15 protein-coding genes are annotated in these 14,284 nt (G+C 65.9%); 8 read left to right on the top strand and 7 right to left on the bottom strand.

Going from position 1 to position 14,284, the window contains the following annotated elements; all coding sequences use genetic code 11:
* Positions 1 to 11 precede the first annotated feature (11 nt).
* The 5 genes from M8312_RS00360 to M8312_RS00380 form a co-directional block, all read right to left on the bottom strand.
* Positions 12 to 788 carry an enoyl-CoA hydratase-related protein gene (locus M8312_RS00360; protein WP_250118426.1) on the bottom strand — a complete coding sequence of 259 codons (777 nt, stop codon included), beginning with the start codon at positions 786 to 788 and terminating at the stop codon, positions 12 to 14.
* 7 nt (positions 789 to 795) lie between these two features.
* Positions 796 to 1,848 carry an enoyl-CoA hydratase/isomerase family protein gene (locus M8312_RS00365; protein WP_250118427.1) on the bottom strand — a complete coding sequence of 351 codons (1,053 nt, stop codon included), beginning with the start codon at positions 1,846 to 1,848 and terminating at the stop codon, positions 796 to 798.
* Positions 1,845 to 2,987: an acyl-CoA dehydrogenase family protein gene (locus M8312_RS00370; protein WP_250118428.1), complete on the bottom strand. Its 1,143-nt coding sequence runs from the start codon at positions 2,985 to 2,987 to the stop codon at positions 1,845 to 1,847. Before M8312_RS00370 ends, M8312_RS00365 begins: the two co-directional genes overlap by 4 nt.
* Positions 2,988 to 3,088: 101 nt before the next feature.
* Positions 3,089 to 3,544 (bottom strand): RidA family protein, encoded by a 456-nt coding sequence (locus M8312_RS00375; protein ID WP_250118429.1) that lies wholly within the window; start codon positions 3,542 to 3,544, stop codon positions 3,089 to 3,091.
* 62 nt (positions 3,545 to 3,606) lie between these two features.
* Positions 3,607 to 5,106, bottom strand: coding sequence for a CoA-acylating methylmalonate-semialdehyde dehydrogenase (locus tag M8312_RS00380; protein WP_250118430.1), 1,500 nt, complete (start codon positions 5,104 to 5,106; stop codon positions 3,607 to 3,609).
* Positions 5,107 to 5,184: 78 nt separating this feature from the next.
* Between M8312_RS00380 and M8312_RS00385 the strand changes: the two genes are divergently transcribed.
* The 3 genes from M8312_RS00385 to M8312_RS00395 all read left to right on the top strand — a co-directional run bounded on the left by M8312_RS00385 (position 5,185) and on the right by M8312_RS00395 (position 8,629).
* Complete coding sequence (locus M8312_RS00385; protein WP_250118431.1) at positions 5,185 to 6,600, top strand: M28 family peptidase; 1,416 nt, start codon at positions 5,185 to 5,187, stop codon at positions 6,598 to 6,600.
* Between the two features lie 122 nt (positions 6,601 to 6,722).
* Positions 6,723 to 7,016, top strand: a complete 294-nt coding sequence (locus M8312_RS00390; RefSeq protein ID WP_250118432.1) for a UrcA family protein — start codon at positions 6,723 to 6,725, stop codon at positions 7,014 to 7,016.
* Positions 7,017 to 7,075: 59 nt separating this feature from the next.
* Complete coding sequence (locus M8312_RS00395; protein WP_250118433.1) at positions 7,076 to 8,629, top strand: winged helix-turn-helix domain-containing protein; 1,554 nt, start codon at positions 7,076 to 7,078, stop codon at positions 8,627 to 8,629.
* 55 nt (positions 8,630 to 8,684) lie between these two features.
* Here M8312_RS00395 and M8312_RS00400 read toward each other — a convergent pair whose 3' ends face one another.
* Positions 8,685 to 9,287: a phosphatase PAP2 family protein gene (locus M8312_RS00400; protein ID WP_250118434.1), complete on the bottom strand. Its 603-nt coding sequence runs from the start codon at positions 9,285 to 9,287 to the stop codon at positions 8,685 to 8,687.
* Here M8312_RS00400 and M8312_RS00405 point away from each other — a divergent pair.
* A complete protein-coding gene (locus tag M8312_RS00405) occupies positions 9,286 to 10,719 on the top strand; it encodes a M20/M25/M40 family metallo-hydrolase (protein WP_250118435.1) in 1,434 nt (477 codons plus the stop codon). The two genes, M8312_RS00400 and M8312_RS00405, sit on opposite strands and share 2 nt — an antisense overlap.
* Before the next feature lie 28 nt (positions 10,720 to 10,747).
* Complete coding sequence (locus M8312_RS00410) at positions 10,748 to 11,407, top strand: TMEM175 family protein (RefSeq protein ID WP_250118436.1); 660 nt, start codon at positions 10,748 to 10,750, stop codon at positions 11,405 to 11,407.
* On the opposite strand, the gene M8312_RS00415 is transcribed toward M8312_RS00410, so the two are convergent.
* Positions 11,404 to 11,838 (bottom strand): hypothetical protein, encoded by a 435-nt coding sequence (locus tag M8312_RS00415; protein ID WP_250118437.1) that lies wholly within the window; start codon positions 11,836 to 11,838, stop codon positions 11,404 to 11,406. The genes M8312_RS00410 and M8312_RS00415 overlap by 4 nt on opposite strands.
* Positions 11,839 to 12,007: 169 nt before the next feature.
* On the opposite strand from M8312_RS00415, the gene mdh reads away from it, so the two are divergent.
* The 3 genes from mdh to sucD all read left to right on the top strand — a co-directional run bounded on the left by mdh (position 12,008) and on the right by sucD (position 14,257).
* Complete coding sequence (gene mdh, locus M8312_RS00420; protein WP_250118438.1) at positions 12,008 to 12,970, top strand: malate dehydrogenase; 963 nt, start codon at positions 12,008 to 12,010, stop codon at positions 12,968 to 12,970.
* A 69-nt stretch (positions 12,971 to 13,039) separates the two neighbouring features.
* Positions 13,040 to 13,327: a GIY-YIG nuclease family protein gene (locus M8312_RS00425; protein ID WP_284070186.1), complete on the top strand. Its 288-nt coding sequence runs from the start codon at positions 13,040 to 13,042 to the stop codon at positions 13,325 to 13,327.
* A 45-nt stretch (positions 13,328 to 13,372) separates the two neighbouring features.
* Complete coding sequence (sucD, locus tag M8312_RS00430; protein WP_250118439.1) at positions 13,373 to 14,257, top strand: succinate--CoA ligase subunit alpha; 885 nt, start codon at positions 13,373 to 13,375, stop codon at positions 14,255 to 14,257.
* Positions 14,258 to 14,284: the final 27 nt, after the last annotated feature.

Raw genomic sequence — 14,284 nt, forward strand, 5'->3', positions numbered from 1 at the left:
GTCTTAAGCTCCTACTTACCGGTCCAGTTTCCCGGACGCTTCTCGACGAAGGCGGCCATGCCTTCCTTCTGGTCCTGCGTCCCGAACAAGCCGTGGAACAGGCGGCGCTCGAAGCGAATGCCCTGCGTCAGCGGCTGCTCCATGGCGCCATTGACCATCTCCTTGACGGCGATGGCGGCGAGCGGGGGCATGGCGGCGATTTCGGCCGCCGTCTTGAGCGCTTCGTCGACCAAACCGGCGGCCGGCACGACTCGAGCGACGAGACCTGCCTTCTCGGCCTCGGCGGCGTCCATCATCCGACCGGTCAGGCACATCTCCATCGCCTTGGCCTTGCCGATCGCAAGGGTCAGCCGCTGCGAACCGCCCATGCCGGGGGTTACACCCAACTTGATCTCCGGCTGACCGAACCGGGCGCGGTCTCCGGCGATGATGAAATCGGCCATCATCGCGACCTCGCACCCGCCGCCCAGCGCGAAGCCGTTGACGGCGGCGATCCACGGCTTGCGGGTGGCGGTGACCTGCTCCCACCCGGCAAAGAAGTTCGACGCATACATGTCGGCAAAGCCCTGTGCCTGCATCTCCTTGATGTCGGCGCCGGCCGCGAACGCCTTCTCGCTGCCGGTCAGGACAAGGCAGCGCTGGCCGTCGTCGGCGTCGTAGGCTGCGAAGACGTCGATCAGTTCGCGCAGGACGTCGCTGTTCAGCGCGTTCAGGGCTTGCGGCCGGTTCAGGGTGACGAGCGTCACCGCGCCGTGATTCTCAACGAGAATGGTGGTGTATTCGGTCATTGCGTCCTCACGCTTGAGGGAAGGGCGTCCATTCCTGTCCGGCTGGGAGCGGTGCGAACAAGTCGTTCACCATCGCGTCCGTGACCTCCTCAGGTAGCAGCGGCTCCCATCTGGGCTCCTGATCCTTGTCGATCAGCAGCGCACGCACACCCTCGATGAAGTCGTGGGTTCGCACCACGTGACAGGCAAGCGCATATTCCGCGCGCATTTCGTCGGCGAAGTCCGTCCGGTTCGCACCATCCGCAAGCAGTTTGAGCGACACCTTGCAGGACAGCGGGCTCTTGGTGCCAAGCGTATTGCGCTCGGTTGTCGCCCAGTCGGTGCCGTCCGCTTCGAGCGCCCCGACCACCTCTTCGAGCTGGTCGGAGGCGAACAGCCTGGCAATGGCGGGGAGGTTCTTCTCGATCCGCGCCTCGGGCGGCGTGGCGGCAAAGGCACCGATCGCGCCCGCCGCTCGGCTGGGCGTCTTGGCGAGCCGCTCGAGCAGATCCGGAAGGCTCGATTGCTCCACATAGTGCGTGGCAAGGCCCAGGTACCGGCATTCCGCTCCATCCAGGCGGGCACCGGTCAGTGCCATGAACTGCCCGACGCGGCCCGGCAGGCGCGAAAGGTACCAGCCGCCGCCCACGTCCGGGAACAGGCCAATGCCCGTCTCCGGCATCGCCAGCCGGGTGTTCTCCGTGGCGACTCGGTGGGTGCAGGGAAGGGCGATGCCGACCCCGCCGCCCATGGTGATGCCGTCCATGATGGAGATGGTCGGCTTGGGATATGTGAACAGCAGGTGGTTGAGGCGGTATTCGGCGTGAAAGAAGGCCGCCGCGTCCCTGCCGTCCACCGCGCCGCTGCGGGCCAGCATGACCACGTCGCCGCCCGCGCAGAAGCCGCGGCCCTCGGCATGGTCGATGACCACGGCATGGATTGCGGCATCGTCGCGCCAGTTGAGCAGCGCCGCTGACATGGCGTCGCACATCTCTCGGGTCAGGGCATGGATGGCCTTGGGCCGGTTGAGCCGGATTCGCCCAAGCGGCCCTTCAACCTGGATGAGGATGTCGTCGGTCACTGGCGCAGCATCTCGCGCGCGGTGATCACGCGCATGATCTGGTTGGTGCCTTCGAGGATCGAGTGGACGCGCAAATCGCGCCAGAAGCGCTCGATCGGATAATCCTGCAGATAGCCATAGCCGCCGTGCAGCTGAAGCGCGCGATCAACGACCGAGGAGCCGGTGTCCGTCGCAAGCCGCTTGGCCATGGCCGCGAACTTGGTTTTGTCGGGATCGTTGGCAGTGACCTTGGCGGCGGCGACATAAAGAAGCCAGCGGGCCGCCTGAAGCTCCGTCTCCATGTCGGCCAGCATGAACTGGGTGTTCTGGAAGTCGGTCAACGCCTGGCCGAACTGCTTGCGCTCCTTGGTATAGCCGACCGCCTCATCAAGGCAGCGCTGCGCGCCGCCGAGCGAACAGGCGCCAATGTTGAGGCGACCGCCGTCCAAGCCCATCATCGCGATCCGGAAGCCCTCGCCTTCGCCGCCCACGCGGTTCTCGACCGGAACCCGCACTTCGTCGAAGTTGACCTGTGCGGTGGGTTGGCTGTGCCAGCCGAGCTTCTTTTCATTGGCGCCGAAGCTGACGCCCGGCATGTCTTTCTCGATCACCAGGCAGGAAATGCCCTTGGGCCCATCCTCGCCGGTGCGGACCATGGTGACGTAGACCTCATTCTGGCCACCGCCCGAGATGAACGCCTTGGAGCCTGACACGACATAATGGTCGCCGTCACGGACGGCGCGGGTCTTGAGCGCGGCGGCGTCGGAACCAGAGGAGGGTTCGGTGAGGCAGTAGCTGCCAAGCCGGTCCATCGCGATCATCGAAGGCAGGTACTTGGCCTTGACCTCTTGCCCGCCGAAGCGGTCGATCATCCACGATGCCATGTTGTGGATGGAGATGAAGGCGCTGGTCGACGGGCAACCATAGCTCATGGCTTCGAAGATCAGGGCCGATTCGAGCCGCCCGAGGCCAATGCCGCCGCTCTCCTCCGAGACATAGATGGCGCCAAAGCCGAGCTCGGCAGCCTGTTTGATCGTGTCGCGCGGGAAGATGTGGTGCTCGTCCCAATGGGCGGCGTTGGGCGTGATCTCGGCGGCCGTGAACTGGCGCGCCATCTCCTGGATCTGGCGCTGATCCTCGGTCAGTTCGAATTGCTGCATGAGGGCGGCGTTAGCGCGCGTCAGCCAAGCTTTCCAGACCTGCTATCGTTGAGTGGCCAAGTGGGCGCCAGCGGCCAGCCGTTTGCCCGGCCGGAACGCCACTATTCTCTTGAGGTCACGAGCGCCTCGGCCTCGATTTCGACCCGCCACTCCTGGCGCAGCAGCGCCGCCACCACGACCATGGTGGCGGCCGGACGAATGTCCGCGAAGATCTCGCCGTGGATCGCTCCGACGGCGTCCGCATCGGCCGGGTTGGTGATGTACATGCGGGTGCGGATCACGTCGTCCGCGCTGCCGCCAAGCTGCTCGATCGCTTGCAGGATGATGGTGAAGCAGCGGCGCGCCTGTGAGGCGGCGTCGCCCGGCGTGGATGATCCGTCGGCCTCCACGGGCGCAGTGCCGGAGACGAGGATGCGATCTCCCACCCGCAGGGCACGAGAGAAGCCGTAGGCGGCTTCGAACGGCGAGGTGCCATTCACGTGAGAGCAGGCCGTCACGGAAGTGAAATCCGTGACCTCGATCCTGTCAGCCGCTTCGGCTGCAGGTCGGCCGGCCATCGCGGTCTCTCGCCGAGCATCGCTCGTCTTGCTCCGCTCCCGTTCTGCTCGGCCGCTCTGGCTCAACCCATTGTCGGGATGACGAACGCATTCGCCGCATCGCCGACGCCGCCGTCCGGCCAGCGCTGGGTCACGACCTTGGTCTTGGTCCAGAAGCGCAGGCCCTCCTGGCCATATTGCCCGATGTCGCCGAAGCCTGAGCGCTTCCAGCCACCGAAGCTGTGGTAGCTCACCGGCACCGGGATCGGCACGTTGACGCCGACCATCCCGACGTTGACCCGGCTGACGAATTCGCGCGCGGCGTGGCCGTTGCGGGTGAAGATGGCGACGCCGTTTCCATAATCATGCTCGCTCGGCAGTCGCACTGCTTCCTCGAAGTCGGCGGCGCGGACCATCTGCAGGACCGGACCGAAGATCTCTTCCTGGTAGGAACGCATCTCGGTCGTGACATGGTCGAAGAAGGTCGGGCCGACGAAAAAGCCGTCCTCATTGCCCTGCAGCGTGAAGCCGCGGCCGTCGACCACCAGCTCGGCCCCCTCGTCGATGCACATCTGGATGTAGCCCTCGACCTTCTCCTTGTGCGCGCGGGTGACGACCGGGCCGTAATGCGCGTCAGGGTCGGTCGAAACGCCGACCCGAAGCGCCTGAATGGCGGGAATGAGCTTCTCGCGCAGGCGATCGGCCGTCTCCTCGCCGACGGGCACTACCACTGGCAGCGCCATGCAGCGCTCACCGGCCGAGCCGAACGCCGCACCGGTCAGGTCCGTGACGACCTGGTCCAAGTCCGCGTCCGGCATGACGATCCCATGGTTCTTGGCCCCGCCGAACGCCTGCACGCGCTTCCCGTTCGCGGTCCCGCGCGAGTAAATGTACTGCGCGATGTCGGACGAGCCGACGAAGCTGATCCCGGCGATGTCCGGATGATCGAGGATCGCGTCGACCATCTCCTTGTCGCCGTGGACGACGTTGAGGATGCCGTCGGGAAGGCCCGCTTCCTTCATCAGCTCGGCCAGCCGCACTGGCACGGTCGGGTCACGCTCCGACGGCTTGAGGATGAAGGCGTTGCCGCAGGCGATGGCCATGCCGAACATCCACATCGGGATCATCGCCGGGAAGTTGAACGGCGTGATGCCGGCACCAATGCCGAGCGGCTGGCGCAGCGAATAGACGTCAATGCCCGGACCCGCGCCCTGGGTGTATTCACCCTTGAGCGCCTGCGGAATGCCGCAGGTGTATTCGATGACTTCCAGGCCGCGCTGGATGTCGCCCTTCGAGTCCGCGAGAACCTTGCCATGCTCGCTGGACAGGATCTGCGCGAGCTCGTCCATGTTCTGCTCGATCAGCTCCTTGTAGCGGAACATGACGCGGGCGCGACGCTGCGGGTTGGTCGCGGCCCACGCCGGCTGCGCGGCCTTGGCGGCATCGATCGCTTTCTGCAGGTCGCTGGCGGTGCCCAGGCGGACGGTCGCCTGGACCTGGCCCTCGCACGGGTTGAACACCTCGGCCTGGCGCTCGCCCGACGAATGGCTGCCGCCGCCGATGAAATGATCGATGCTACGCATGGGGGTCTCCTCTTGGGATGAGCCCCTAGCCAAGCCCGACCGGCGATGCCAGTGAGTCGCGTCCGAGGAGTATTGCCGATGCGTTCGATCGCCCTGCTTGCCGCCACCATGCTCGCCAGCCCCGCCGCCGCCCAGACCGGCACCCCCGAACAGAGGATGCAGGCGGCGGCCGACCAGGTCAGCCAGCAGCGCATTCACGACACGGTGGCACGGCTGGTCGCGTTCGGCACGCGCCACACCCTGTCGTCCCAGACCGACAAGAAGCGCGGAATCGGCGCGGCCGTGCGCTGGGCAGAGGCGGAGCTGAAGAAAAACGGTCTGCAGACCCTGCAGACCTGCGACACCGTCACCCAGCCACCCCGTGTGCCGACACCGACCCGGGTCTGCAACGCGGTCGGGATCCAGCGCGGGACCGAGCGGCCGAACGACGTCGTTATCATCACCGGCCACATCGACAGCCGCGTGACCGACGTTATGAACGTCAACGCCGAGGAGCCGGGCGCCAATGACGACGGCTCGGGTACCGCCGCGGTCCTCGAGTCCGCCCGCGTGCTGTCGAAGCAGAAGTTCCCGGGCACCATCGTCTACGCCGCGCTGTCGGGGGAGGAGCAGGGGCTGCTCGGCGGCAAGATCCTGGCGGATTATGCCAAGGCGCAGGGCTGGAACGTCATCGCCAACCTCAACAACGACATCATCGGTAATTCGTGCGGTTCGGACGGGGTCTGCAACGACAAGGTCGTCCGCGTCTTCTCTGAAGGCCCGCGCTGGCAGGGGCATGAGGAACTTGCCCGGCAGATCCGCAGCCTGGGCGGCGAGAATGACGCACCCAGCCGCAACCTCAGCCGCTTCCTCGACCGCCTCGCTGAGCGGCTCCCCGGCATCGGCCTCGACGTCATGCAGGTCTGGCGCAACGACCGCTTCGGCCGTGGCGGCGACCACACGGAATTCCTCAATAACGGCTTCCCGGCGGTGCGCTTCTCGGTCGCGGTCGAGAATTACGACCAGCAGCACCAGGATCTGAGGACCGAGAACGGCAAGGTCTATGGCGACACCATCGACAAGATGGACTTCCCCTACTTGACCAAGGTGGTGAAGCTGAACACCGCCGCGCTCGCCGCGATCGCCAGCGCGCCGCCCCCGCCGGAACCGAAAGTTGAGGGTGCGGTGAGCACTGACACGACGATAACTTGGCAACCAATAGAGAGTGCTGCTGCTTACATGGTTCGCTGGCGGAGAACCGACGCTAACGTCTGGGAGTATGCTCGGCGCGTCGTGGGGCCGGCCGTTATCATAACTCATTGCGAAATTTACTCGCAGGGATGCATCGAAGGACTTCGTGCTCAAAAGGTGAAAGCCGTTCTCCCCCACATCCGTGTCGACGACTGGGTGTTCGGCGTCTCCTCGGTCAGCAAGGACGGCTGGGAGAGCCCGGTCGCCAGCGCGGTGCCGGGCGGCGCGTTCAAGCCCTATGTCGCGCCTCCGGCGAAGCCCTGAACGTCGCAAATCGGCGCTTGGTCAGGGCAAAATCGGCAAAACATCAGGTTATCGTCCACGCCGGGAGCAAATGAATCGGCGATCTTCCGTCCTGCCAATCACGGCACGACGGAGTTTCTGCCATGATCTTTCTTGCTTCCCTGCTCTTCCTCGCCGCTGCCCCTGCCGACGTGGTGGTGGATGCGGGCCCAACCGCCTCCTTCACCGTCGCCGACCTCGACCTGACGTCGGCCAGCGGTATGCAGCTGTACAACCGCCGGCTGGCCGGGGCCCTTGAAGACGTGTGCGGCTCCTTCGCGAATGCCGTGGAGTGGTCGGACAAGGACCGGGTCGGCCAATGCCGCGACCGCGCGATGGCCTCTGCCAGCCGCCAGCTCGCAAGCAAGGCGACCAGCATCCGGCTCGCCATTCGCTGAATTCTGCAGATCATTGGCCGGAGTGGTGGCCCGTGCTAGATTCCCAGTTGGGGAGCAGCATGGACGCCATCACCCTCGCGCATCAGTCGGCCATCTGGGTCGGTGACCTGGAAGTCCGTCCCGCAACCCGCACCTTGGTGCGGGACGGCCGCGAAGAAGTGGTCGAGCCGCGCGTCATGAAAGTCCTCGTGGCGCTACTGCAGGCAAATGGCGCGGTGGTCGCCCGCGACGATCTCATCGCCAGTTGCTGGGATGGGCGGATCGTCGGGGACGACGCGGTGAACCGCATCATGTCGCGCCTGCGGCGCTTGTCCGAAGGCATGGGCGCGGGGCTGTTCAGCGTCGAGACGATCAACCGCGTCGGTTATCGTTTGAGGACGGGCGATCGAGCGTCTGATGCTGAGCATCCGCCGGCTCCGCCGCCGATCATCGCTCCGGACGGCGCAGCGAGCGCTCCAAGCCGGCGGGCCTTGCTGCTGGGAACGGGTGCCGTGGCTCTTGCGGGCGTCGCAGGGGCTGCCTTGCTGCTCCGGCCGCGCAACCAAGCTCCGGCAGCCATCCGTGACCTGATGGACGACGCCCGCTCCCAGGTGCGTCAGAATACGCGCGAGGGGCAGAACCAGGGGATCAGCCTGTACCGCCAGGTGGTCGAGCGCGCGCCGGACTATGCTCCGGCGTGGGCCGCCCTGTCGCTGACCTATTCGCTGGTGTCGCGCTACCGAGAGCGGGGCGAGAGCGTCGCGCTGCTAGCGCGGTCTCGTGAAGCGGCGGCGCGAGCGGCAGCGCTCGACCCGGACGCGCCCGCAAGCCGCGTGGCGCTGGCGTCAGCGCGGCCGCTGACCGGCAATTGGTCGGCGCTGGAGCCAGTTCTGCGCCGGGCAGTGACAGAGATGCCTGCGGACGAATGGATCCTGTCGACCTGGAGCGCGCTGCTGCAGGCGGTCGGCTATGCCGCAGAGGCGCTTGCGGTGGACGACCGGATCGCCGGCGTCGTGCCGCCGACGCCGGGTTTCCACTACAGCCGGATCAGGGGCGCCTGGTACTCTGGCCAGATGGAGCGCACCGATCAGCTGCTGGCCGAGGCGGCGCGCATTTATCCGACGCATTACGCAATCTGGTTCACCCGCTTCTACATCAACCTGGCCAGTGCCCGCCCGGAAGCGTCCATCGCCATGGCGGCGGATACGTCGACGCGCCCGACCAACATCGACCCTGAGGAGATCAACTCCGTCGTTCGTGTCGCAGAGGCGGCGCGTTCCCCGACTCCGGAAGCGATCGACGCGGTTCAGGCCGAATGGCTGGAGAGGGCCAAGCGCGGCGCGGGGTTGGCAGAGAATGCGGCGCAGTTCCTGGCGCTGCTCGGGCGGCCGGCGGTCGCGATGCAAATTCTCAACGCCTACTTCTTTGGCGAGGTCTTCGCGGTGCCGGAGTTGCGCTTCACGGTTGAGCAGGGGACCTACACGCCCGTCACCGATCGCCTGACCCCGTGGATCGGAAGTCCAATGCTGGCTAGCGTCCACCACACCCCCGAATTCCTGAGGCTGTGTGAGCGGCTCGGGTTGGTCGACTTCTGGCGCAAGCGCCGACACGTCGCGGATTGGTTGAAGCGCTGACGGGCGATGCACGCTTGCCGGTGCACTGCGCGACCCGGCGCGCCCCGTGCTCTTGCTAGAACCGAGCGTTGAGGGCCACTCCGGCCTCGCGGGTGCCGGCCCAGGGCAGCCACTGCACCTTGCTGTCGTGACGTCTCGTCAGCAGCCAGCCCGACGCTTCCCCCAACACCGCGCCGGCCAGCACGTCGTGGACATAATGCTTGTCGGCCTTCACGCGCGCGACACCGGTGAAGCTTGCCAGCACATAGGCCGGAATCCCCACTTGCCAGCCATAGCGCTTGTGCAGGCTGGCCGCTGCGGCGAAGCTCATGGAGGTGTGGCCCGAAGGGAAGCTCTTGTTGCTGCTGCCGTCCGGCCGCTCTTCCGGGAAGGCGTATTTCAGCCCCTGGGTCGCAGCTCCTGCCACGCCGATCGACAGCGCCGATTGTTCCAGCCCATGCCAGTCGCCCTTGAGCAGCGGCAGCCCCAGTCCGGCGCCGACCACCAGGTCACGCGAGATGGTGCTGGCCGTGTTCCAACCATGGTGGCTGGCGGCGGCGGGCGATGCGCTGACCAGCAGCACGGCGGAGAGCGGCAGGGCGACGGCGCTGCGCAAGGCTCTTGAGTCAGTCATGGTGACCAGCCTAGGCTCCGCCACATTCTCAAGGAACCTGTCCATGCGTCACCTTGCCGCTCTCTTGCTTTCTTGCGTCGCTGCTCCCGCGGTGGCCTCGCCCTCACCGCTTGCCCAGCCCACGAAGCTCGACCCCGCGTGGCAGGCCCGCACCCGATCCTTCCTGAAGCAGGCAATCGAGATCCCCAGCGTGGTGCAGCGCAACCAGGTCCCCGCCATGGCCGAGCTGGTCGCCAGCCACCTGCGGGAGGCCGGGTTCCCCGCCGACTCGATCCGCATCCTGCCCTATGAAGGACTGCCCGGCGACAAGACCGCTGCCCTGCTTTTCCGCTGGAAGGCCGAACGTCCCACCAAGAAGCCAATGATGATCATCGGCCACATGGACGTGGTCGAGGCCAGGCGCGAGGATTGGGCGCGCGATCCGTTCGGCTTCGTCGAGGAGGGTGGGTACTTCTACGGGTGCGGCACGTCGGACATGAAGAATGGCATCGTCGCGACCACGCTGGCGCTGGCCAAGCTCAAGGCTGCCGGGTTCAAGCCGAACCGCGACATCGTGCTGTTCTTCACCGGCGACGAAGAGACGATGCAGAATGGCGCGCTCAAGGGCTCGACCGAGTGGAAGAGCCTGCTCGACAGCGATTTCGCCCTCAACGCCGATGGCGGCGGCGGCGCGTTTGACAAGAACGGCTGGCCGCTGGGCTATGCGCTCGACGCGGCCGAGAAGACCTACCAGACCTACTTCTTCACCGTTCACAACCGTGGCGGCCACAGCTCGCGCCCGCGGCCAGACAACGCCATCTACGAACTGGCCGACGCGCTGAAGAAGCTGCAGGGCTATCGCTTCCAGCCGCAATTGAACGATGTCACGCGCGCTTACTTCCAGGCCCGGCAGCTGGACGAAAAGGGGCCGCTGGGTGATGCGATGCGCCGCTGGCTCGCCAATCCGAACGACGGCGCCGCGGCGGACGCGGTCGAGGCGAACGAGCTTGAGGCAGGCAAGACCCGCACCCGCTGTGTCGCGACCATGCTGAGCGGCGGACACGCCGACAACGCGCTGGCGCAGACCGCCAAGGCCACGGTCAATTGCCGGATCATGCCCGGCGTCGAGCCGCGCACGGTGCAGGCGGAGCTTCAGGCGCTGGTCGGCAAGGGCGTGGAAATCACTCCGGATCCCAGCTTCATCGGCAAACCGACGCCGGTGCCTGCGATCCGCCCCGACGTGCTCGCCGCCTACACCGCTGCCGTCCGGCAGCTGCGCGGGCCGACCATGCGGGTCATCCCCAACATGGCGACGGGCACCAGCGATGCCAGCTTCTTCCGTTCCGGCGGCATTCCCACCTACGGCGTCGACGGCAGTTGGGGCATCAGCCCGGACGACGAGCGTGCGCACGGGTTGAACGAGCGCATTCCGGTGGCTGCGGCCTATGATGACGTGCTTCACTGGGAGATCATGATCCGCCAACTGGCCGGGAGGTAAGCGCGGCGCAAAAAGGGGGAGGCGGCAGGTGAGCGAACCGGAGAGCCTGAACGAGGTCGAGCCGCTGGTGCGCCACATCGCGCGGCACAATTACGACCGGCTGCTGATGCTCTCGGACGGCGTGTTCGCCATCGCCATCACCTTGCTTGCGCTGGAGCTGAAGGTGCCCGAGCAGTGGGATGGCACGCTTGCCGACCTGCTGCGACAAAGCTGGCGCTCGATCTTCGCTTTCCTGTTCGGCTTCGGCGTGGTCGGCCTGTTCTGGGCTGCGCATCGCCGGATGTTCGCCAAGCTTACGGCTGCAGACGTGCCGCTGACGGTGATCAACCTGTTCCTGCTGTGCCTGGTCTCGCTGACCCCGGCAGTGGCCGAGCTGCTGGCGACGCATGGGCCGGCCAAGGGCATCTCTTATTATTTCGCCTTGTTCGCCGCCATCGGCGTGACGCAGCTCCTGCTGTGGTCCTATGCCGTGTTCGTCGGACGACTGGCGCACTCGGACCTGACGGTACACGGCGCCCGGCTTGAACTGCTGAGGCTCTCCATTCCAGCCATTGTCGGGACCGGAATGACCCTCGCGCTCGGGCTTGGCGTAACGATGGAGGATCGTTGGGCCTTGCCTCTGCTCCTCTTCATCGTGGTGCCGACGGCGTTGCTGCGCCGCCGGCTCCATCGAAGGGCCGCTGCCTAGCGGATCAACGCCTGGATGATCTGCTGGACGACCTGCGTGCGCGGGTCGACCCCGTACAGGTAGCCGCTGTTGTCCGAATAATAACGGTAGTTCCGGTTGAGATCGTAGCGCTCCCGCACGTCGTACGGGATGCTGTTGTAGTTGTAATAGCGATAGCCGTAGCTCTGCGCATAACGGTCGCCACGGTTCAGGCGGCGAGCCTGGCCCGGCGGCATGCAGCCGTTGTGCTTCTTGGCGAGGCCCGGCGGACACCCGCGATCGTTGTAGCCGTAGCCGTAGCGGTCGCCACGATCGCCTTGGTCGCGCTGCTCCCAGCGGTCCCGATCTCCACCATGACCATTGCCATGACCGTGGCCGTTGCCCGGCTTGGCCGCGGCCGGAGCCGCGATGACGGCGAGCGCTGCGCCCGCGATGAGAAATGCGTGTTTCATCTCTTTTTCCTAACGATGACGCGGTGAACCGCGCCTGATGAAGCTGTTAACCCACGAGACTACCGAGCGGTTGCCCCGTCGCGCCTCAAGGGCTAGAGGCCCCCTCGCACCCGCCGCCGGTCCTCGGCCGGCTTCCATACGCTAGTTCTGAAGAGGCCCGAAGCACTCTATGGCTCGCAAGAAAATTGCCCTGATCGGCGCCGGCAACATCGGCGGCACCCTTGCTCACCTCGCCGCCCAGAAGGAGCTTGGCGACATCGTCCTGTTCGACGTGGTCGAAGGCGTGCCCCAGGGCAAGGCGCTCGACCTGTCGCAGTGCGGTCCGATCGAGGGCTTCGACGCCACGATCACCGGCTCGAACGACTATGCCGACATCGCTGGCGCGGACGTCATCATCGTCACCGCTGGCGTCGCCCGCAAGCCGGGCATGAGCCGCGACGACCTTCTGGGCATCAACCTCAAGGTGATGAAGGCGGTGGGTGAGGGCATCAAGGCCAACGCGCCAGACGCCTTTGTCATCTGCATCACCAATCCGCTCGACGCGATGGTGTGGGCGCTGCGCGAATTCTCGGGACTCCCGCACAACAAGGTGGTCGGCATGGCCGGCGTGCTGGACTCGGCTCGCTTCAGCCACTTCCTCGCCGAGGAGTTCGGCGTCTCGGTCCGCGACGTGAACAGCTTCGTGCTGGGCGGCCATGGCGACACGATGGTGCCGGTCCCGGCCTATTCGACCGTCAACGGCATCCCGGTGCCCGACCTCATCAAGATGGGCCTCAGCACGCAGGAACGCATCGACGCCATCGTCAAGCGCACCCGGGGCGGCGGCGGCGAGATCGTCGCCCTGCTCAAGACCGGCTCGGCCTTCTACGCCCCGGCGACCAGCGGCATCGCCATGGCCGAGGCGTACCTTAACGACCAGAAGCGCATCCTGCCCTGCGCCGCCTATGTCGAAGGCCAGTATGGCGTCGACGGGCTTTACGTCGGAGTGCCGGTGATGATCGGCGCGGGCGGCGCGGAGAAGATCATCGAGATCGAGCTCGACGACGAAGCCAAGGCCAACCTCCAGGTCAGCGTCGACGCGGTCAAGGAGTTGCTCGACGCCTGCAAGCAGATCGACGGCTCGCTGGCGTAAACAGCAGTGCTCCCGCGAAGGCGGGAGCCCAGACCGTCCTCGCGTCTGCGAGGACATGAGGACAAAGGAATGAAGGCTGGCTTCGTCTACATCATGGCGAACCAGCGCAACGGAACGATTTACACGGGCTCGACGAGCAATCTGGTTCAGCGCGCTTATCAGCATCGCAACCAGCTGATCGATGGGTTTACGAAGGAACATGGCTGCGGCTTGCTGGTCTGGTTCGAAGCACACGACGATCTGCAGGAAGCGCGGCAGCGCGAACTGCAGATCAAGAAGTGGAACCGGCTTTGGAAGCTTCGGCTGATCGAAGAGGTCAATCCGCAATGGAAGGACCTCTATGAGTCATTGTTTTAAGGCTGGGCCCCCGCCTGCGCGGGGGCACATGGGAGCTGCTATCGAATGAGCATTCTCGTCAACAAGAACACCAAGGTCATAACCCAGGGCATGACCGGGGAGACCGGCACCTTCCATACGCAGCAGGCGCTCGCCTACGGGACCCAGATGGTCGGCGGCGTGACCCCCGGGAAGGGTGGCACCGAGCACATCGGCCTGCCGGTGTTCGACACCGTCGAAGAAGCCGTTGCCAGGACTGGCGCCGACGCGTCCGTCATCTACGTCCCGCCGCCCTTCGCCGCGGACTCGATCCTGGAAGCGATCGACGCAGAGGTCCCGCTGATCGTCTGCATCACCGAGGGCATTCCCGTGCTGGACATGGTCAAGGTCAAGCGGGCGCTGGATGGCTCCAAGTCCCGGCTGATCGGGCCGAACTGCCCGGGCGTGCTGACGCCTGAGGAATGCAAGATCGGCATCATGCCGGGCAACATCTTCAAGAAGGGCAGCGTCGGTGTGGTCAGTCGCTCCGGCACGCTGACCTATGAGGCGGTGTTCCAGACCACCAACGAGGGCCTCGGCCAGACCACCGCGGTCGGCATCGGCGGCGACCCGGTCAAGGGCACCGAGTTCATCGACATGCTCGAGATGTTCCTTGCCGACGACGCGACCAAGTCGATCATCATGATCGGTGAGATCGGCGGCTCCGCGGAAGAGGACGCCGCTCAGTTCCTCGCCGACGAGGCGAAGCGCGGCCGCAAGAAGCCGACGGTCGGCTTCATCGCCGGCCGCACCGCCCCTCCGGGCCGCCGCATGGGCCACGCCGGCGCGATCGTCTCGGGCGGCAAGGGCGACGCGGAATCGAAGATCGCGGCGATGGAAGCGGCTGGCATTACCGTGTCGCCGAGCCCATCTGAGCTTGGCAAGACGCTGAAGGCGCTCCTTAACGGATAAATCTTTTGCACCTGCGAAGGCGGGTGC

The organism is Sphingomonas sp. KRR8 (assembly GCF_023559245.1).
Taxonomy (GTDB): Bacteria; Pseudomonadota; Alphaproteobacteria; order Sphingomonadales; family Sphingomonadaceae; genus Sphingomicrobium.